This is a genomic window from Aquabacterium sp. (genome assembly GCF_016195855.1).
Taxonomy (GTDB): Bacteria; Pseudomonadota; Gammaproteobacteria; order Burkholderiales; family Burkholderiaceae_C; genus Aquabacterium.
This window is the reverse complement of the sequence record NZ_JACPYU010000026.1, coordinates 38,724-56,371: the sequence shown is the minus strand read 5'-3', so window position 1 is coordinate 56,371 and position 17,648 is coordinate 38,724. Positions and strand designations below refer to the sequence as shown.

The window sequence follows — 17,648 nt, the reverse complement described above, 5'->3', positions numbered from 1 at the left end:
TGTGTAAGGCATGCCGCCAGCGTTCAATCTGAGCCAGGATCAAACTCTTCAGTTCAATCTCTGTTTAAAACTCACTCACTAAACGGAATTGAAGTGAACTTCACTACAAGTGAATTTCATTTCTTCATCTATCCATGAGTGTTTGGTCTCAAGACAACAAGTCCTAAAACCTGCTGATCTACTCCAAACACCCACGCTTATCGGCTGTTAATTTTTAAAGAACTTTTTCGCTGTTTTGCTCAGCAACTTGTTTGTCGTCGTGAGCAGCGAAGAACGCAATTATGGCACCTTTTTGACAGGGTGCGCAAGTGTTTGTCAGAAAAAAGTTGAAAAGATGCGATTGCCCCAGGGCGAAGCAGTTTCAAACCAGTTGGAAAGGCATGTGTTTGCCTGTGCGTGGCGGCGGGAATGGGTGCCCACACAAGGACAATGCGCACATTGCTTGTGGCCGCATCCGGCTGCGCACCGCTCAATCGTGAAAGGTTCTTGATCGTGCTGCCTCGTTTTCATGTCGGAGACACCCTGCCCCTGCAAGTTGGTGAGGTCTGCGAGTTGCCAGAAGGCGCAGCTCGGCATGTACAGGTGCTGCGAATGCAGCCGGGTGGGCAGATCCAGTTGTTTGATGGCCTGGGGCGCGAATGCGTGGCTCGGGTCACCGAGATGGGGCGCAAGCAGGTGGCGGTTGAAATCGAGTCAGCGCTGAGCGTGGACCGCGAGTTGCCGATCAAGGTGACGCTGGCAATGGGTATGCCTGCCAATGACCGCATGGATGCGCTGATCGAAAAGGCAACGGAGTTGGGGGTGCATGCGATTCAACCCCTGGTGTGTGAGCGCTCGGTGCTGCGCCTGGACGGGGAGCGCGCGGCCAAGAAGGTGGCGCACTGGCAGGCCGTGGCCATCTCGGCGTGCGAGCAGTCAGGGCGCGCGGTGGTGCCCGAGGTTCGCGGGGTGCAGACGCTTCAGAACTGGTTGCGGGTCGCTACTGGGGACGCTGAGGCGCGCAAGGGTGTGCTCAGCTTGCGGGACGCGGTGAGCTTGCGGCAGTGGCTTGGCGCGGAGGCTCAAGCGGTGAGCGAGGGGCAAGCCAAGGTTGAAGGTGGCTTTGTGTTTTTGAGCGGCCCGGAGGGTGGCTTGTCGGCCACGGAGGAACAGGCGGCGCTGGATGCGGGCTGGACGGCCATCACGCTGGGCGCCAGGGTGCTGCGCGCAGACACGGCACCGCTGGCGGCACTCAGTGTGATGGCCTCGCTATATGAGACCGGTTACGAGGCCGGTAGCGAAGCCTGACTGCGAGACACGCCCGTGAAGCACGACTGGCGGCCATGGGCAAGGCGAAATGGGGCTCCAGTCGCACCTGCGCCTGGGTGCACCCTGAACAAGGCGTGAGCGACGCGGCAGCGCACCCGGCACCCGCAATTGGAATGAGGGGCGCGTCAAGCGCCCGACACGGCACTCAGCTTTCGTCGGATGGCGCAGGCGAGGTGGGTGCATCCGCCCCGGCAGCGGGCGCGCGGCGGTTGCCACCGGCCACCAGATCGAATCGGAACAAGCGGCATTCAATCGGGCCGTTGAACATCACGACGCGGCGGCTTTCTTTCAGGCGCATGGCGCCGGGCAGCTTCATGTCAGGGCTGAGGATCCAGGCTGTCCAGCCGGTGTATTGCTTCTTCCAGTGCGATGACAAGCGCTGGAAGAAGGTCGCAGCCTCTTCGTCCTGGAACTGCTCGCGGCCGGCGCGGACCTGGGGCTCGTAGGGCTCACCATCCTCGGATTCGGAACGAGCGCGGTAGGCGTTGCGCGCGGAGCCTTTGGTGTCGATGCGCTCGCCGTAGGGCGGGTTGAACATGAGCACACCGCGCTCGCAGGGGACGGGGCGCTGCAGGGCGTCCGCCGTTTTGAATTCGATGTACTGGCGCACGCCGGCACGCTCGGCGTTGCGGGTGGCGAAGTCGGTCATGCGGAAGGCCACGTCGCCGGCATAGATGGCCACACGCGGTGGATGCTGGCGATCACGAGCGGCTTGCTTGATGGCCTGCCAGGCAGCCAGATGCGGACGGAATGGCAGCAGCTTTTCGAAAGCGAAGCGGCGCTGCAGGCCCGGGGCGATGCCGCAGGCGATCTGGGCCGCCTCGATGGGGATGGTGCCGGCGCCACAGCAGGGATCAAGCAAGGCGCCGTCTTCGGGGCGGCCCTGCCAGTCGGCGGCGGCCAGCATGGCGGCGGCCAGGGTTTCTTTCAGGGGCGCCTCGCCAGTGTCTTCGCGCCAACCGCGCTTGAACAAGGCCTCGCCGGAGGTGTCGACGTAAAGCACGGCCTCCATGTCGTCCATGTAGAGGACCAGGCTCAGATCAGGGAAGCGGGTGTCGACGTCGGGGCGCTCGCCGAAGCGGTCGCGCATGTCGTCACAGACGGCGTCCTTGACGCGCAGGGCGGCGAAGTTGAGGCTTTGCAGGTGGCTGCGGCGCGAGGTGACGTCGACGCGGATGGTGTTGCGCGGCGTGATCCACTCCGACCAGTTGACGGTGCGACCCAGGTGGTAGATGTCGTCCTCGTGGCGGTAGACGCGCGAGGCGACGCGCCAAAGTACGCGCTGCGCAAGGCGGCTTTCCAGGTTGAGGCGCATGGCGAAGTCGGCCAAGGCTGCCAGGCGCTCTTGCGGGGTGCGCAGTTGCGGCGAAGGCAGCACTTCGATACCACCGCGGGATTCGTTGACCAGCGCGCGGTTGTCGACGATGCGACCAACCTCGGCGGCCAGCAGGGGCTCGACGCCTGCGGCACACGACAGGTAGAGCGCGGCAGGGCGGTCAGCCGCGAGCACCGGGGCCGTGGCGCGGGGGCGATCTGCTGACTGGCCAGCGGGGCCGGACGGCCCTGCAGGGCGACCAGATCGCGCCGAGCGCGGATCACCCGACTCGCGGGATCCCGAGGGGCGGCCGGTGGCCGAGGACACGACGGGGCGGCGAGGAGGCTTGATGGGCATGGTGGGGCAGGAATCGGTTGGTGATGCGCTCAGGCACGCAGGATGGCCAGCACATCGGAGCGGAATTCTCGCCGATAGAGGACCCACAGGACAGCCAGGGTGCCCATGGCAAAGGCCACAGGGGACACGAACCAGCCGATGACGGCAAAAGACATGTAGTAGGCGCGCAGGCCATCGGCGAAGCTTTCGGCGGCCATGCCCATGAGTTTGCCCGCGCGGTTGGCGAACTCTTCGCGGTCGGCCTCGCCGCGCTCGAATACATCGGTATTGGGCGCAGCGCCCACCAGGATCGCGCCAAAGGAGTAGACGCGCATGGACCAAGTGAAGCGGAAGAAGGCGTACACGAACACGGCCAGGAGCACGATGATCTTGATGTCGAAGACCAGCATGGAGGTGCGCGCGGCAAAGGGCAGGTCCTTGACGAGTTCGTTGGCGCGCTCGTTGGTGCCGAGCACGGCCAGCAAGCCGCCCAGGACCAGGATGGTGGTCGAGGCCCAGAAGCTGGGGCTGCTGGCGAGGTTCTGCGCCACGGCGGCGTCCACGATGCGCTGGTCACGGTGGGTGACCTGGGCCATCCACAGGCGCCGGTAGTGGTTGGTGCTGGCCAGCAGGGTGCTTTCAACCTTGGCGCGACGGCTGGCGAACAGTGCATAGCCGATCCAGCCGAAACAGAACAGGGCAAGCGCGCCCCAGTCCTGCCAGGGCAGGAGGCTGATGAGGTGCGTGAGCGAAGCAAACATGTCGTGTGATGTGAAGCGGTGGCGGGCACCGATCTGAATCGATGCCCACGTTCTGTGTCAAGCGCGCAGGGTCGGCGTGAGGGCTCAGAGCGCCTTGCGCAGGTTGGCCGGCGCGATCTTGAGGGCTTCGCGGTATTTGGCCACAGTGCGGCGGGCGACCTGGATGCCCTGCTCTTCCAGCATGTTGGACAGCTGGCTGTCCGACAAGGGCTTTTTGGGGTTTTCTGCGGACACCAGTTGCTTGATGAGCGCGCGCACGGCGGTGCTCGATGCGTTGCCACCCGCCTCGGTATTGAGCGACGAGCCGAAGAAGTACTTGAGCTCGAAAGTCCCGAAGGGGGTGTTCATGTACTTGGCCGTGGTCACGCGCGAGATGGTGGACTCGTGCAGGCCGAGTTCATCGGCGATCTCGCGCAGCACCAGCGGCTTCATGGCGATTTCACCATGGGTGAAGAAGTTCTTCTGCCGCTCGACGATGGCATTGGAGACGCGCAGGATGGTGTCGAAACGCTGCTGGATGTTCTTGACGAACCAGCGGGCCTCTTGCAGGCGCGAGCTCAGGGCCGTGTGGCTTTCGGTGGCCGCCGTGCCGCGCGGCGAGCGCGTGGAGCGCAAGGCCTGCGCATACAGGTCGTTGATGCGCAGCTTGGGCATGACGTCGGGGTTGAGCACCACCTTCCAGCCCCGGCCCGACTTCTGCACGATGACGTCGGGCACGATGATGTTGGCTTCGGCGCGCGTGAAGGCGCGACCGGGTTTGGGCTCCAGCGAGACGATGAGGCCTTGCGCGGCCTTGATCATGGCTTCGTCAGCGCCGGTCGCGGCCATCAGCTTTTTGGTGTCACGGCGGGCCAGCAACTCCAGGTGATGCTGGCAGATCAGGATGGCGACCTGACGGGTTTCGCTGACCGGCAGGGTGCGCAATTGCAGGACCAGGCACTCTGACAGGTTGGCGGCCCCCACGCCGACGGGCTCCAGGTTCTGCAACCAGCCCAGGGCACAGCGCAAGGTGGAGAGCACCTCTTCGCGCGTGTCTTCATCGGCGTCTTCGGGCAGCAGGCTGAGGGCGATGTCCTCGAGCGGGTCGGCCAGGTAACCATCTTCATTGAGCGACTCGATGAGGATGTCCACGGCGGCCATGTCCCGGGCGCTCAGGCGTGTGCCACCCAGTTGCTGGCGCAGGTGCTCCTGCAGCGAGATGGAGACGGCGTTGCGTTCGAGCGGGTCGTAGTCATCGTCGTCGTTCTGACGCGAGGGGGTTTCGCGGATGCCGTCGAAGTCATCGCGCTCGGTGCCGTTTTCCCAGTCGTCACGCTCAGTGGTGCCCAGATCGGCGGTGTCCAGCGCGGGGGTTTCGGCCTCGCCGATGCCGCCTTCGCGATCGGCGCCGCTGTCTTCGGTGCTGACACGCTCGTTGCGCTGGCGCTCGAACTCGGCGGTGGCCGCGGTTTCCAGCGGCGAGAACTCTTCTTCAGGCTCCAGGAAGGGGTTCTGTTCGAGCATCTGCTCGACTTCCTGGTGCAGCTCCAGTGTGGACAGTTGCAGCAGGCGGATGGACTGCTGCAGTTGCGGGGTCAGCGCAAGGTGTTGGGACAGCCGGAACTGCAAGGATGGCTTCATGGCTGCTGACTACCTGGTTACCCCGCTCACATGCGGAAGTGCTCGCCCAGGTAGACCTTGCGGACCTCGGCGTTGTTGATGATGTCAGCCGGGCGGCCTTCAGCCAGCACACGCCCCTCGCTGATGATGTAGGCCCGGTCGCAAATCCCTAAGGTTTCGCGCACGTTGTGGTCGGTGATCAGCACACCGATGCCGCGCGCCTTGAGGAAGCTGATGATGCGCTGGATCTCGATCACGGCGATCGGGTCCACACCAGCGAAGGGCTCATCCAGCAGGATGAAGCGCGGCTGTGTGGCCAGGGCGCGGGCGATCTCGACGCGGCGGCGCTCACCACCCGACAGGGCCAGGGAGGGGCTGGTGCGCAGCTTCTCGATGCTCAGGTCGTGCAGCAAGGTGTTGAGGCGCTCGTCGATGACGGGCTTGCTCAGGCGCTTGCCGTGCTCATCGACCTGCAGCTCCAGCACGGCACGGATGTTGTCCTCGACATTGAGCTGGCGAAAGATCGAGGCCTCTTGCGGCAGGTAGCTCAAGCCCAGGCGGGAGCGCTGGTGAATGGGCAAGCGCTCGACGCGCTGACCATCGATGTCGATCTGGCCGGCATCGGCGCGCACCAAGCCCACGATCATGTAGAAGCTGGTGGTTTTGCCGGCACCGTTGGGGCCCAGCAAACCGACCACTTCACCGGCCTTGACGGCCACATGGACGTCGTGCACCACGGTGCGGGCGCCGTAGCGCTTCTTGAGGCCCTCGGCGCGCAGTTGACTGGTTTCAGCGGAGACGGGGGAAGGCGACACGGACATGGTTCAGCGCGCGCCTTCCGGTTTCGACAGGCCGGAGGCCGGCGTGAGGTTGACGTCCTTGTCCTTGGGGGCAGGTGCCGGGGTGGGCTCACCGCCACGTGGCGTGATCACGCCGCGCACACGGCCCTTGGTGGTCGTGGTGTTGCCCGCATTGCCCACGACCTGGAAGACCGAGGTCTTGTTGTCGTAGATGATGGCCTGGCCGGTGACTTCGTCGGTCAGCGTGACGCCCTTGAGGCGGCGCATGACGGCGCGCCCCGTGAAGTGCACGGTGTCATCCTTGCCTTCGTAGACGACCTTTTCGGCTTCGCCCTCGATGGCCTCGTCCACGCCTTCGCGCTTTTGCTTGAAATAGGCCCGGCCACCTGGGCCGCCCAGCGCGGTGGCCGTTTGTGTGCCATCGGTGTTCTGGCGGACCTCCACGCGGTCAGCGTGCACCGTCATGGTGCCCTTGGTGATCTCGACGTTGCCGCTGAGGATGTTCAGGCGCTGTGCGTCATCCACCCGGGCAGAGTCGGCCGCGAAATTGAGCGGTTGCGAGCGATCGGATTTCTCGGCCCAGGCGGGCGCGACCCACATGGCGGCGAGCAAGCCGCAAGCCAAGGTCAGGCGAGAAAAGTTAGGGAAAGTCAGCAGCATCTTCGGCATGAATTTTGCATTCATTGTAGCCATGAAGCGCTGCGCCGTGGTGGTCAATTTGGCGAAACCGGCGCACCACGGTCGGATATACACACACGGGAACAAGGGGCCCACACGCCCCTCCCAAGGCGGCGCTTAACGGGCCCTGCGCACCTTGTTGATCAGGGCGTCGGTCGTGGCCAGGGCCTTCTCGGGCGTGCCATTGAGGCCCACCGAGGTGTAGTACTGGCCGGCGATGCCCACGGTGGGCACGCCATCGATCTTGTAGGCATCGGCCAGGGTGCGGGCCTGGCGGCACTTGGTCTGCACGCCAAACGACTCCATCACGCCCAGGAACTTGGCCTTGTCCACACCTTGCTTGGCGATGAAGTCACCGATCAGCTCGGGCTTGTCCAGCTTGAGACCTTCTTCATGGATGGCATGGAAGACCTTGGCGTGCAGGGCAGGCAACAGGCCCATGGCTTCGAGCGCGTAGAACAGGCGCTGGTGGATGCCGAATGGTGTCTCGCGGAAGGCCACGGGCACGCGGCGAAAGACCACGTCGGCGGGCAGCTTGGCGGCCCAGGCAGCCAGGTAGGGCTCGAAGTGGTTGCAGTGCGGGCAGCCATACCAGAAGAACTCGACGACCTCGATCTTGCCGACGGGCGCGGAAGTGGGCGCAGCCTGGGACAGCTTGACGTAGTGGGTGCCCTCAACCGGCTCGCCACCTTGCGCCAGTGCCAGATTGGGCAGCAGGTTGGCGCTCATGCCCAGACCCACGGCACCCAGGGTCTGGATAGAAAACTCACGGCGGTTCATGAAAACGTCCTTTCGGTAAGCCCTAGGCTTTTATTTCTGAATTCGGACCAGGGCCGAATCGATGCCAGCGGCCTGCAGCTTGACACGAACCTCATCGGCTTGTTCTCGCTGGGCAAAAGGCCCGATACGGACACGGTACATCGTGCGGCCGTTGACTTCGCGCTCCTGGATGCGGGGCTCAAGACCCATCATGGCCAGCTTGGCGCGTTGTTGCTCGGCTTCGACCTGGCTGCCATAGGCGCCGGCCTGCACTTGGTAACTCAACGAGTCAGGGGCCGAAGTGGTGGACACGGCCTCGCCCGACAGGATGGCCGCCGGGTTGCGCACACTGGAAGCGGATGCGCTGGCTGCCTTGGCGGGCTTGGGCGCGCTGGCGGCCGATGCCGCGGAAGCGGATGGTGCCAGCGCCGGCGCAGGCGCCACCGGAACCTCCTGGCCAGCAGGCGCGGCGCCGGATGCCCCCTCGGCCGACGAAGCCGGGGCCTCTTCGACCTGCACCGCATGCGGCTTGGCGGGGTTCTTGCCGTACAGCGGGCTGTTGGGGTCCCAGTTCTTGTTCTTCTGGGCCTCGGCGGCGTCTTGCTCGGCGGTGCGCTGGGGCACCTTGTCGATGAAGGGCAGCGGCACCTTGGTGATGTAGAGCGCCACGCCTAAAGCGAGCGCCAGCCCGATCAACAGGCCGACGATCATGCCGAGGAAGAAGCCTCCGCGTTGGGATTTCATGTTGAGGGTGTCCTCTTGGGGTGACTCTTGGTGACCGGGGGGTCGATTACATCTTTTCAGGCGCGCTCACGCCCAACAGCGCCAGGCCGTTGCGCAGCACCTGCGCGGTGGCCGTCAACAGCGCCACGCGGGCACGGCTGAGTTCGACATCATCCACGAGGAAACGTTCCGCGGCGTAGTAGCTGTGGAAGGCACTGGCCAGGTCACGCAGGTAGAAGGCCACGTCGTGCGGAGCCAGGCCTTGCGCAGCGGCGGTCAGCATGCCAGGGAATTCGGCCAGCTTGGTCATCAAGGCCAGTTCCGTTTCAGCGGACAACAGCCCCAGGTTGGCCTTGGCCAAGGAGGCCAGATCACCACCGCTCTTGTCGACGTACTGGGCACGCACCGAGTGGATGCGGGCATGGGCGTACTGGACGTAGAACACGGGGTTCTCGTCGTTTTGCTTGAGGGCCAGGTCCACGTCGAAGGTGAACTCGGTGTCGGCCTTGCGGCTGATCAGGAAGAAGCGCACGGCGTCCTTGCTGGTCCACTCGATCAGATCACGCAGGGTGACATAAGAGCCGGCGCGCTTGGAGATCTTGACCTCCTCGCCGTTCTTCATCACGGTGACCATCTTGTGCAGCACGTAGTCGGGCCAGCCCTGGGGGATGCCGACGCCCGCGGCCTGCAGGCCGGCTCGCACGCGGGCGATGGTGCCATGGTGGTCGGAGCCCTGGATGTTGACGCACTGCTGGAAGCCACGCTCCCACTTGGCGATGTGATAGGCCACATCGGGCACGAAGTAGGTGTAGCCGCCGTCGGACTTGCGCATCACGCGGTCCTTGTCGTCACCGTAGTCGGTCGAGCGCAGCCACAGCGCGCCGCCTTCTTCGAAGGTCTTGCCGGCGTCTTTCAGCTTCTGCACGGCGGCATCCACCCGGCCCGAGGTGTACAGGCTGGATTCGAGGTAGTAGTTGTCAAAGCGCACGCCGAAGGCTTTGAGGTCCAGATCCTGCTCGTGCCGCAGGTAGGCCACGGCGAACTGGCGGATGCCGTCGATGTCTTCGGGGTCACCGGAGGCGGTGAACTCGCGGTCGTCGGCCTTGACCGTCTTCTTGGCCAGGAAGTCGTTGGCGATGTCCTGGATGTAGTCGCCGTTGTAGGCGGACTCGGGCCAGTGCTCGTCACCGGGCTTGAGGCCCTTGATGCGCGCGTGCGTGGACCAGGCCAGGGTGCTGATCTGAACGCCGGCGTCGTTGTAATAGAACTCGCGGGTGACGGCCTGGCCCTGCGTTTCGAACAGGTTGCACAGGGCATCGCCCAGGGCGCCCTGGCGGCCGTGGCCGACGTGCAGCGGGCCCGTGGGGTTGGCCGAAACGAACTCGACCAGCACCTTCTTGTCAGACAGGGGCTGCCAGCCGAACTTGGCGCCATCAGCCAGCACATCGGTCACGATGGCCTGCTTGGCCTCGGGCTTGAGGCGCAGGTTGATGAAGCCCGGCCCGGCGATCTCGACGGCCGACACCCACTGCTGCACGGCGGGCTGCGCCTGCAGGGCGGCGACCAGGGCGGTGGCCAGCTCGCGGGGGTTCTTTTTGAGGGGCTTGGCCAGCTGCATGGCAGCGGTCACGGCGAGGTCACCGTGGGCGGCCTGCTTGGGGGCCTCGAAAACGGGCGTCAGCGACGCGTCGGCGTCGGGCGCCACTTGGCGCAGGGCCACACCCAGGGCAGAAAGAAGGTCACGCTTGGCTTGGATCATGGCGGGGATTCTACGAGGGCGGGCCGCTTTTGCCCCTGATCTGTGTAAAGCGCCAAGAAATGCACACTTTGACGGGGCCTTTTCAGCCGGCGGCAAAGCGCGCACAGTGGGAGGATGGCGTCATTGGCTGCCAAAGGATCATTTTGCGATCCTGGGGCGCACAACACACTGGGCCACCATGGGTGACATCGACATCGACCTCGAAACCGGGCTGATCGGCAAGTACCGGATCCTCAAGCGACTGGGCGAAGGCGCCACAAGCGAGGTCTTCCTGTGCCGCGACGATTTCCATGACCGCGATGTCGCGATCAAGCGGGTGCGCTCATCCGCCCTGGGCGATGCGGTGGACGGGCCGGTGTATGCCCGCTTCTTTGCCGCCGAGGCCGCCCTGGTCGGGCGCCTGCAGCACCCCAATGTCATCCAGATCTACGACGCCGTACCGGACCCGACCTCGCCTTATGTGGTGATGGAGTATGTGCCGGGCACGACGCTGCGCAGCTATTGCCGTGCGGACCAGTTGCTGCCCCTGGAGCTGATCGTTGAAATCGGCTTCAAGTGCGCGATGGCGCTGGGTTATGTGTACCGCCAGGGCCTGATCCACCGTGACGTGAAGCCCGCCAATATCCTGGCCATCACGAACTCGCAGGGCATGGTCACCGATGTGAAGATCACCGACTTTGGCAGCGTGCTGAACCTGGCTGCCGATTCGACACAGGTGCACCAGGTGGGCTCGCTGGCCTACATGTCGCCTGAGCAACTGGACGGCCAGGTGCCCGATTGCCGCGCCGACATCTATGGCCTGGGCGCCGTGCTCTACCACCTGGTGGCGGGCAAGCCCCCGTTTGATGCGCCCTCGCAAGCGGCGCTGATGAACCTCATCTACAACCAGGACGCCCCACCGCTGGCGGGCATGCGTGCGGGCGTGAATGAATCGGTCGACAAGGTCATCTTGACGGCACTGGCCAAGGACCCCAAGGACCGCTACCCCAACTGGGATGCCTTTGCACAAGCGCTGTCGGGCCTGATCACCGAGCACAAGGTGCCGCGCGGCCACATGCAGGGCGTGCTGGACTCCGAGCGCTTCAACCTGCTGCGCTCGCTGGACTTCTTCTCGCTGTTTGGCGATGTGGAGTTGTGGGAAGTGGTGCACCGCGCCAAGTGGCAGCGCTTTTCCTTCGGGCATGCGCTGTACCGCCGGGGTGAAGAGGGGCGCACCTTCCACATCATTGCGCAAGGCAGTGTCGAGGTGTACCGCAATGCCAAGCGCGTGGCCCTGCTGGGTGCAGGCACGTCCGTGGGTGAGATGGCCTATCTGGCGCCCAGCCCGGAGTTGCGTCGCCACAGCACCGATGTGGTGGTGACGGAGCCGACCACGACGATCTCCTTCACGCCCGAAGCCATGCAGCAATTGAGCCCCGCCTGCCGGCACCTGTTCGACGAGGCCTTCATCCGCGTGCTGGTGCGGCGCCTGCATGCCGCGCACGAAGCGCTGGCGCACCCGCGGCGGATCATGTGATTTCGCGTCGCACGCGCGTCATCCAAATCTGACTATGATGCGTTGAGAGCAAAGGCGAGGCCGAGGTCGGCCCGGCTCACAACCTCATACCCAACTGGAGTTCTGACATGCGCGCTCTGATTGCTTCCGTCTCCCTGGCCCTCCTGTCCACCCTGGCCCATGCCGGCCCCGCCTGCGAAGCCAAGGCCGTCGACAAGAACGGCAAGGCACTGGCCGGCGCTGCCAAAAGCAGCTTCATGAAGAAGTGCGAAAAGGAAGAAGGTGGGGCTGCTTGCGCCACCAAGGCCGTCGACAAGAATGGCAAGGCACTGGCCGGCGCCGCCAAGAGCAGCTTCATGAAGAAGTGCGAAAAGGAAGCTGGCGCCGCCAAGTAAGCGGATCAGCGTTTCAGCGCTTGAGCATCAACAGGCCCTTCGGGGCCTGTTTGCATTCGTGGACCGATGCAGCCTGATCAACGCGCCCAGACGCCGCGCGCCAGCAGGGTCGCCGCCAGGGGAACCAGCACCAGCAGGTGAGCCTCGATCATGACGAGGCGCCGCACGCCGCGCACCTCTGCCTCATTGGGCAAGGCGCCCGTGGCGTCGAGTTGCTTGCGCCAGCGCATGAAGGCCAGGGTGGGCTTGATGGAAATCAGGCCGATGAGCACAAACAGCGTCAGCTTGATGTGCAGCAGCGGCTGGTGCCAGTACCAGCCCATGCCCTTGACACCCCACCAGGTGCGCGCCAACCCGGTCAGCAAGACGGCGATGGCCGCCGCCAGGTAGATCACATCCAGCCGCGCCAGGCGGCGCACCACGGCGGCGTTGAGCCATTCGGACCGACACAGGGCCGCTTCGCTCGTGAGGAACACAACCACACTGAGGATGGCGACAAAGTGGGCGTAGGCCAGCAAGGACTCGATCAACATGGCAAGAGGCTTTCACAAACACGAACGCCCGGACCAGCCGGGCGTTGAAGGGCGTTGAAGGGCGTTGAATCCACATCAGCTGAAGGCTGACAGTGTGGCTTACTTCTAGGGCGTCACTTCGGGGGCATCACTTCTTGGCCGCGTCGCTCTTTGCGGCGTCGTCCTTGGTGGCCTTGTCCTTCTTCTTGCTCTTCTTCGTGTCCTTGCCGGCATCGACAGCAGAAGCGGCCTCAGCCTTCTTGGCGGCGGCAGCGCTGGCCTTTTCTTCAGCAGCAGCCTTCTTGGCAGCGGCCTTTTCAGCCTTGGCTGCGGCCTTGGCTTCCTTGTCTGCCGCCTTCTTGGCTGCCTTGTCGGCTGCGGCATCCACCTTGGCGGGGGCGGCAGGCGGCGTCACGGCTGGGGCCTTCACCGGTGCGGGTGCGGCGGTGGGTGCCGGCGCGGCTGCCGGCTTGGTGGTCGGTGCGGTTGTCGGCGCAGGCGCCGTCACCGGGGCGGGCATGGGGGCCTTCACCGCCTTCTCGACCTTGGGTGCTGCCACGGCCGCGGGCATGCCCTTGAAGGTTGCGCCATTGACGGTCAGCCCTGATGCGGACAACTTGGCGGCATTGGTTTCGCCGATGCCAGAGACACGGTTGACCAGGTCACCCCAGTCCTTGAACGGCCCCGCTTTGCGGGCCTCGACAATTTTGGTGGACAAGGCCGGGCCGATGCCCTTGACGCCATCAAGCTGGGTCGCGTCCGCGTTATTGACATCAACCGCGAAAGCCAGGGAAGTCAACAAGGCCAGCATCAGGGCCAACAGTTTCTTGAACATGTGGAAATCTCCAGTTGGTGAACGCGTCAAAGACTGACCGCTTCTTAACGCTTGGGAGACCGCGTCGTTGACAGGCGCAGCCAGGCTCATGCCCCTCAGACCGTGTCCGGTGTGTCGCGCGACCAGTAAGCCGGGTCGCCATAGGCCTCTTTGACGAAATCAATCCACAGCCTCAAGCGCAACGGCAGGTGTTTGCGTTGGGCGAACACCGCATAGATGCCATTGGGGGGCGCCGCGTGCTCGTCCAGCACGCTGACCAGGCGGCCGGCGCGCACATCGGCCTCGACCTCCCACCAGGAGCGCCAGGCCAGGCCCAGGCCCTCCAGGCACCAGGCATGCAGCACCTGGCCGTCCGAGCAATCCAGCCGGGTGGGTGGCCGCACGTAGGTCAGTTGCCCGTCCGCCATGAAGGCCCAGCCGCGCGTCTGACTGGCTTCGGAGCTGAGGGTGAGGCAGTCGTGGCGGGTGATGTCTTCGGGGCGCGTGGGCCGGCCGCGTCGCTGCAGGTAGGCGGGGCTGGCCACGCACAGGCGGCGGTTGTCAGCCAGGCGCACGCTGACCAGGCTGGAGTCCGGCAGGTCGCCCACCCGCACGGCGCAGTCAAAGCCTTCGTTGACCAGGTCGACCAGGCGGTCCGACAGGTTCAGGGACAAGGACACCTCGGGGTGCAAGCCCACGAAGCGCGGCACCAGGGGCGCCACGTGGCGGCGCCCGAAACCGGCCGGCGCCGTGATCCGCAGGTGCCCGCTGGCCTGCAGCCCCCCGGCGCTGACGCTGGCCTCGGCATTGGCCAGGTCCACCAGCAGCCTTTGCGCGTCTTCCAGAAAGGCACTGCCTTCGTGCGTGAGGCTGATGCGCCGCGTGGTGCGCACCAGCAGCTTGACGCCCAGGCGCTCTTCCAGGGCGTCGATGCGGCGCCCGATCACAGCGGGCGCCACGCCCTCGGCGGTCGCCGCAGCGGTCAGGCTGCCCTTCGTGGACACGGCCACAAAGGATTCGATCTGCTTGAGTCGATCCATGGTTCCTCACCCGCTGCCTGTGCGCGACCCCAGGCTGGCCACTTCTTCTGAACGGAGCATGTTGATCACCTCATGCGGGCAAGACAATCCGGGGGCAACCCTGTTTGTCCGTTCCGCCACGCCTTAGGGCTCAATTAGTGCAAAAAAGTCATCAATCAATGGATTTTTGCGCTGGTAATGTTTAGCGAAGTATCGAATAAACTGCTCGCACTGAAAACAGGCCCGCTACATGCTGGCGTTTGATGCCTGTTTCCCTTCTACTGACCACCCCTTTCCTTGACGAGGTTCACCATGACCGCACGCACCACCGTCCACGGCCTGCAAGTCGCCACCGAGCTCTACCGTTTCATTGAAGACAAGGTGCTGCCGGGCACCGGCGTTGACAGCGCCAAGTTCTGGGCGGGCTTCGACAAGATCGTGTCCGACCTGGCCCCCAAGAACGCCACCCTGCTGGCCGAGCGCGACCGCATCCAGCTGGACATGGACGCCTGGCACAAGGCCAACCCCGGCCCGATCAAGGACATGGCCGCCTACCGCGCCCACCTGGAAAAGATCGGCTACCTGGTGCCCGTGCCTGCCGACACCAAGGTGACCACATCGAACGTGGACGCCGAGCTGGCCACGCAAGCCGGCCCCCAGCTGGTGGTGCCCATCCTGAACGCACGCTACGCGCTGAACGCCGCCAACGCACGTTGGGGCAGCCTGTACGACGCGCTGTATGGCACCGACGCCATCCCCGAGACCGATGGCGCTGACAAGGGCACCGGCTACAACCCCGTGCGCGGCGCCAAGGTCATTGCCTTCGCCCGCAACTTCCTGGACCAGTCGGCGCCACTGGAAGGCGCATCGCACAAGGATTCGACCGGCTACCGCGTGGAAGGCGGCAAGCTGGTTGTTGGCCTGGCTGGCGGCAAGACCACCGGCCTGCAGAACCCTGCCCAGTTCGTGGGCTTCCAGGGTGACGCGGCTGCACCCAAGAGCGTGCTGCTGGTCAACAACGGCCTGCACATCGACATCCAGATCAACCCCGCCACCCCGATCGGCAAGACCGACGCCGCTGGCGTGTCCGACGTGGTGCTGGAAGCCGCCCTGTCCACCATCCTGGACCTGGAAGACTCCGTGGCCGCCGTGGACGCCGAAGACAAGGTGCTGGGCTACAGCAACTGGCTGGGCATCCAGCTGGGCACGCTGTCTGAAGAAGTGCAAAAGGGTGGCAAGACCTTCACCCGCACGCTGAACGCCGACCGCGTCTACACGGGCGCCAATGGTGGCGAAGTCAAGCTGCACGGCCGCTCGCTGATGTTCGTGCGTAACGTGGGCCACCTGATGACCAACCCGGCCATCCTGTGGGGCGCCGAAGGCAAAGAGATCCCCGAAGGCATCATGGACGCCGTGGTGACCACCACCATCGCCCTGCACGACCTGCAGCGCCATGGTGCCAATGGCATCGTGAACTCGCGCGCCGGCTCGGTCTACATCGTCAAGCCCAAGATGCACGGCCCCGCTGAAGTGGCCTTCGCCAACGAGCTGTTCGGCCGCGTCGAGCAACTGCTGGGTCTGGCTGACAGCACCGTCAAGCTGGGCATCATGGACGAAGAGCGCCGCACCAGCGCCAACCTGAAGGCCTGTATCGCTGCCGCGCAAAGCCGTGTGGCCTTCATCAACACCGGCTTCCTGGACCGCACCGGCGACGAAATGCACACCGCCATGCTGGCCGGCCCGATGATGCGCAAGGGCGACATCAAGAACAGCGCCTGGATTGCCGCTTACGAGCGCCGCAACGTGCTGATCGGCCTGCAATGCGGCCTGCGTGGTCGCGCCCAGATCGGCAAGGGCATGTGGGCCATGCCCGACCTGATGGCCGAGATGCTCAAGCAGAAGATCGGCCACCCCAAGGCTGGCGCCAACACCGCCTGGACGCCTTCGCCCACGGCCGCCACCTTGCACGCCACCCACTACCACCAGGTGAACGTGGCAGCGGTGCAGCTGGAGATCGAGAAGTCGAACGAAGACGCGCAAGCCCTGATGACCAACCTGCTGACCATCCCCGTGGTCGAGTCGGCCAACTGGTCTGATGCAGACAAGCAGCAAGAGCTGGACAACAACATCCAGGGCATCCTGGGTTATGTGGTGCGCTGGATCGACCAGGGCGTGGGCTGCTCCAAGGTGCCCGACATCCATGACATCGGCCTGATGGAAGACCGCGCCACGCTGCGCATCTCCAGCCAGCACGTGGCCAACTGGCTGCACCATGGCGTGGTGAGCGAAGCGCAAGTGCGCGAGACCTTCCAGCGCATGGCCGCCGTGGTGGACAAGCAGAACGCCGGCGACAATCTGTACAAGTCGCTGGTGGCCAACCCCAACGGTTGCGCCTTCCAGGCCGCGCTGGACCTGGTGTTCAAGGGCAAGGAACAGCCCTCTGGCTACACCGAGCCGCTGCTGCATGCATGGCGCCAGAAGGCCAAGGCTCAGGGCTGATCCGACAGCACGCCGCGCGAGCCGCTGAGCGCTTGATGCGCACCCGGACAACGGCACCCTGCGGGGTGCCGTTTGTCATTGTTATAGTGCCTGTTCATTTTTGTAACTTGGGCTTAAGCCTTGATACCAGGGAGAATCTCTTGCGTCTTTTCAACACCCACACATTGCTGATCACGATCACAGCGCTGACCGCCACCCTGATGAGCGGCTGCGCCACGGAGTCCTCGCAGGCCCTGCCCATTCAGCAAGTCACCGTGGCCTCAAACTCGTACAGCGGCCCGCGCTCGCCGATTTCCGTCGGCAAGTTCGACAACCGCTCCAGCTACATGCGCGGCGTCTTTTCAGACAGCGTGGACCGACTGGGCAGCCAGGCCAAAACCATCCTGATCACCCACCTGCAGCAGACCAATCGCTTCAATGTGCTGGACCGCGACAACATGCAGGAACTCAAGCAGGAAGCGGGCTACAAGGGCGCCACGCAAAAGATCAAGGGTGCTGATTTTGTCGTGACAGGTGACGTCACGGAGTTCGGCCGCAAGGAAGTCGGCGATCACCAGTTGTTTGGCCTGCTGGGCCGTGGCAAGACACAAATCGCTTATGCCAAGGTGAACCTCAATATCGTCAACATTGCCACTTCGGAGGTGGTCTATTCAACGCAGGGTGCGGGTGAGTACAGTCTGTCCAACCGTGAGGTCATTGGCTTCGGTGGCACGGCCAGCTACGACTCCACGTTGAATGGCAAGGTCCTGGATCTGGCCGTTCGCGAAGCCGTAAACAAGCTGGCTGAAGCCATCGACTCGGGCGCCTGGAAGCCCACGCAGCAATAAAACACGTTGACCCCTCTCCATCGCGATACGCCCATGCATCCCATGAAAT

General features: G+C 64.4%; 16 protein-coding genes. 5 read left to right on the top strand and 11 right to left on the bottom strand.

Translation table 11 applies throughout. From position 1 onward, the window contains the following. Window positions 1-492: 492 nt before the first annotated feature. A complete protein-coding gene (locus tag HY019_RS20645) occupies window positions 493-1,287 on the top strand; it encodes a 16S rRNA (uracil(1498)-N(3))-methyltransferase (RefSeq protein WP_363302800.1) in 795 nt (264 codons plus the stop codon). A gap of 166 nt (window positions 1,288-1,453) precedes the next feature. Here the strand turns inward: HY019_RS20645 and HY019_RS20640 are convergent, their stop codons facing one another. The 8 genes from HY019_RS20640 to argS form a co-directional block, all read right to left on the bottom strand. Then, the gene (locus HY019_RS20640; protein ID WP_290695779.1) at window positions 1,454-2,980 is read right to left on the bottom strand and encodes a THUMP domain-containing protein; all 1,527 of its coding nucleotides are present in this window, start codon (window positions 2,978-2,980) and stop codon (window positions 1,454-1,456) included. Between the two features lie 29 nt (window positions 2,981-3,009). Continuing rightward, on the bottom strand, window positions 3,010-3,720 hold the full coding sequence (locus tag HY019_RS20635) for a DUF599 domain-containing protein (RefSeq protein WP_290695778.1): 711 nt from the start codon (window positions 3,718-3,720) through the stop codon (window positions 3,010-3,012). A gap of 84 nt (window positions 3,721-3,804) precedes the next feature. Beyond that, window positions 3,805-5,340: an RNA polymerase factor sigma-54 gene (locus tag HY019_RS20630; RefSeq protein ID WP_290695777.1), complete on the bottom strand. Its 1,536-nt coding sequence runs from the start codon at window positions 5,338-5,340 to the stop codon at window positions 3,805-3,807. A 26-nt stretch (window positions 5,341-5,366) separates the two neighbouring features. After that, window positions 5,367-6,140: an LPS export ABC transporter ATP-binding protein gene (gene lptB / locus HY019_RS20625; RefSeq protein WP_290695776.1), complete on the bottom strand. Its 774-nt coding sequence runs from the start codon at window positions 6,138-6,140 to the stop codon at window positions 5,367-5,369. Between the two features lie 3 nt (window positions 6,141-6,143). Then, entirely contained in the window at window positions 6,144-6,788 is a 645-nt protein-coding gene (gene lptA, locus HY019_RS20620) for a lipopolysaccharide transport periplasmic protein LptA (protein ID WP_290695775.1), read from the bottom strand. A 126-nt stretch (window positions 6,789-6,914) separates the two neighbouring features. Continuing rightward, window positions 6,915-7,577 carry a thiol:disulfide interchange protein DsbA/DsbL gene (locus HY019_RS20615; protein WP_290695774.1) on the bottom strand — a complete coding sequence of 221 codons (663 nt, stop codon included), beginning with the start codon at window positions 7,575-7,577 and terminating at the stop codon, window positions 6,915-6,917. A 30-nt stretch (window positions 7,578-7,607) separates the two neighbouring features. Then, window positions 7,608-8,300: an SPOR domain-containing protein gene (locus HY019_RS20610; RefSeq protein ID WP_290695772.1), complete on the bottom strand. Its 693-nt coding sequence runs from the start codon at window positions 8,298-8,300 to the stop codon at window positions 7,608-7,610. A 46-nt stretch (window positions 8,301-8,346) separates the two neighbouring features. Then, entirely contained in the window at window positions 8,347-10,038 is a 1,692-nt protein-coding gene (gene argS / locus HY019_RS20605; RefSeq protein WP_290695770.1) for an arginine--tRNA ligase, read from the bottom strand. 178 nt (window positions 10,039-10,216) lie between these two features. Between argS and HY019_RS20600 the strand changes: the two genes are divergently transcribed. Both HY019_RS20600 and HY019_RS20595 read left to right on the top strand, forming a co-directional pair. Continuing rightward, a complete protein-coding gene (locus HY019_RS20600) occupies window positions 10,217-11,554 on the top strand; it encodes a serine/threonine-protein kinase (protein ID WP_290695768.1) in 1,338 nt (445 codons plus the stop codon). A gap of 107 nt (window positions 11,555-11,661) precedes the next feature. Beyond that, window positions 11,662-11,928 carry a hypothetical protein gene (locus HY019_RS20595; RefSeq protein ID WP_290695766.1) on the top strand — a complete coding sequence of 89 codons (267 nt, stop codon included), beginning with the start codon at window positions 11,662-11,664 and terminating at the stop codon, window positions 11,926-11,928. 77 nt (window positions 11,929-12,005) lie between these two features. Here HY019_RS20595 and HY019_RS20590 read toward each other — a convergent pair whose 3' ends face one another. The 3 genes from HY019_RS20590 to HY019_RS20580 form a co-directional block, all read right to left on the bottom strand. Further along, window positions 12,006-12,461, bottom strand: coding sequence for a DUF2214 family protein (locus tag HY019_RS20590; RefSeq protein ID WP_290695765.1), 456 nt, complete (start codon window positions 12,459-12,461; stop codon window positions 12,006-12,008). A 127-nt stretch (window positions 12,462-12,588) separates the two neighbouring features. Beyond that, a complete protein-coding gene (locus tag HY019_RS20585) occupies window positions 12,589-13,275 on the bottom strand; it encodes a helix-hairpin-helix domain-containing protein (RefSeq protein ID WP_290695764.1) in 687 nt (228 codons plus the stop codon). A gap of 95 nt (window positions 13,276-13,370) precedes the next feature. Further along, window positions 13,371-14,294: a LysR family transcriptional regulator gene (locus HY019_RS20580; RefSeq protein WP_290695763.1), complete on the bottom strand. Its 924-nt coding sequence runs from the start codon at window positions 14,292-14,294 to the stop codon at window positions 13,371-13,373. Window positions 14,295-14,585: 291 nt separating this feature from the next. Here HY019_RS20580 and HY019_RS20575 point away from each other — a divergent pair, with 291 nt between their 5' ends. Then, window positions 14,586-16,772, top strand: coding sequence for a malate synthase G (locus HY019_RS20575; protein ID WP_290695762.1), 2,187 nt, complete (start codon window positions 14,586-14,588; stop codon window positions 16,770-16,772). A 200-nt stretch (window positions 16,773-16,972) separates the two neighbouring features. Next, a complete protein-coding gene (locus HY019_RS20570) occupies window positions 16,973-17,599 on the top strand; it encodes a CsgG/HfaB family protein (protein WP_290695781.1) in 627 nt (208 codons plus the stop codon). The last annotated feature ends 49 nt before the right edge of the window (window positions 17,600-17,648 follow it).

Coding starts and splice junctions, on each gene's coding strand:
- HY019_RS20640 (WP_290695779.1), bottom strand. CDS start 2,980: ATGCCCATCAAGCCTCCTCGCCGCCCCGTCGTGTCCTCGGCCACCGGC.
- HY019_RS20635 (WP_290695778.1), bottom strand. CDS start 3,720: ATGTTTGCTTCGCTCACGCACCTCATCAGCCTCCTGCCCTGGCAGGAC.
- HY019_RS20630 (WP_290695777.1), bottom strand. CDS start 5,340: ATGAAGCCATCCTTGCAGTTCCGGCTGTCCCAACACCTTGCGCTGACC.
- lptB (WP_290695776.1), bottom strand. CDS start 6,140: ATGTCCGTGTCGCCTTCCCCCGTCTCCGCTGAAACCAGTCAACTGCGC.
- lptA (WP_290695775.1), bottom strand. CDS start 6,788: ATGCCGAAGATGCTGCTGACTTTCCCTAACTTTTCTCGCCTGACCTTG.
- HY019_RS20615 (WP_290695774.1), bottom strand. CDS start 7,577: ATGAACCGCCGTGAGTTTTCTATCCAGACCCTGGGTGCCGTGGGTCTG.
- HY019_RS20610 (WP_290695772.1), bottom strand. CDS start 8,300: ATGAAATCCCAACGCGGAGGCTTCTTCCTCGGCATGATCGTCGGCCTG.
- argS (WP_290695770.1), bottom strand. CDS start 10,038: ATGATCCAAGCCAAGCGTGACCTTCTTTCTGCCCTGGGTGTGGCCCTG.
- HY019_RS20600 (WP_290695768.1), top strand. CDS start 10,217: ATGGGTGACATCGACATCGACCTCGAAACCGGGCTGATCGGCAAGTAC.
- HY019_RS20595 (WP_290695766.1), top strand. CDS start 11,662: ATGCGCGCTCTGATTGCTTCCGTCTCCCTGGCCCTCCTGTCCACCCTG.
- HY019_RS20590 (WP_290695765.1), bottom strand. CDS start 12,461: ATGTTGATCGAGTCCTTGCTGGCCTACGCCCACTTTGTCGCCATCCTC.
- HY019_RS20585 (WP_290695764.1), bottom strand. CDS start 13,275: ATGTTCAAGAAACTGTTGGCCCTGATGCTGGCCTTGTTGACTTCCCTG.
- HY019_RS20580 (WP_290695763.1), bottom strand. CDS start 14,294: ATGGATCGACTCAAGCAGATCGAATCCTTTGTGGCCGTGTCCACGAAG.
- HY019_RS20575 (WP_290695762.1), top strand. CDS start 14,586: ATGACCGCACGCACCACCGTCCACGGCCTGCAAGTCGCCACCGAGCTC.
- HY019_RS20570 (WP_290695781.1), top strand. CDS start 16,973: ATGAGCGGCTGCGCCACGGAGTCCTCGCAGGCCCTGCCCATTCAGCAA.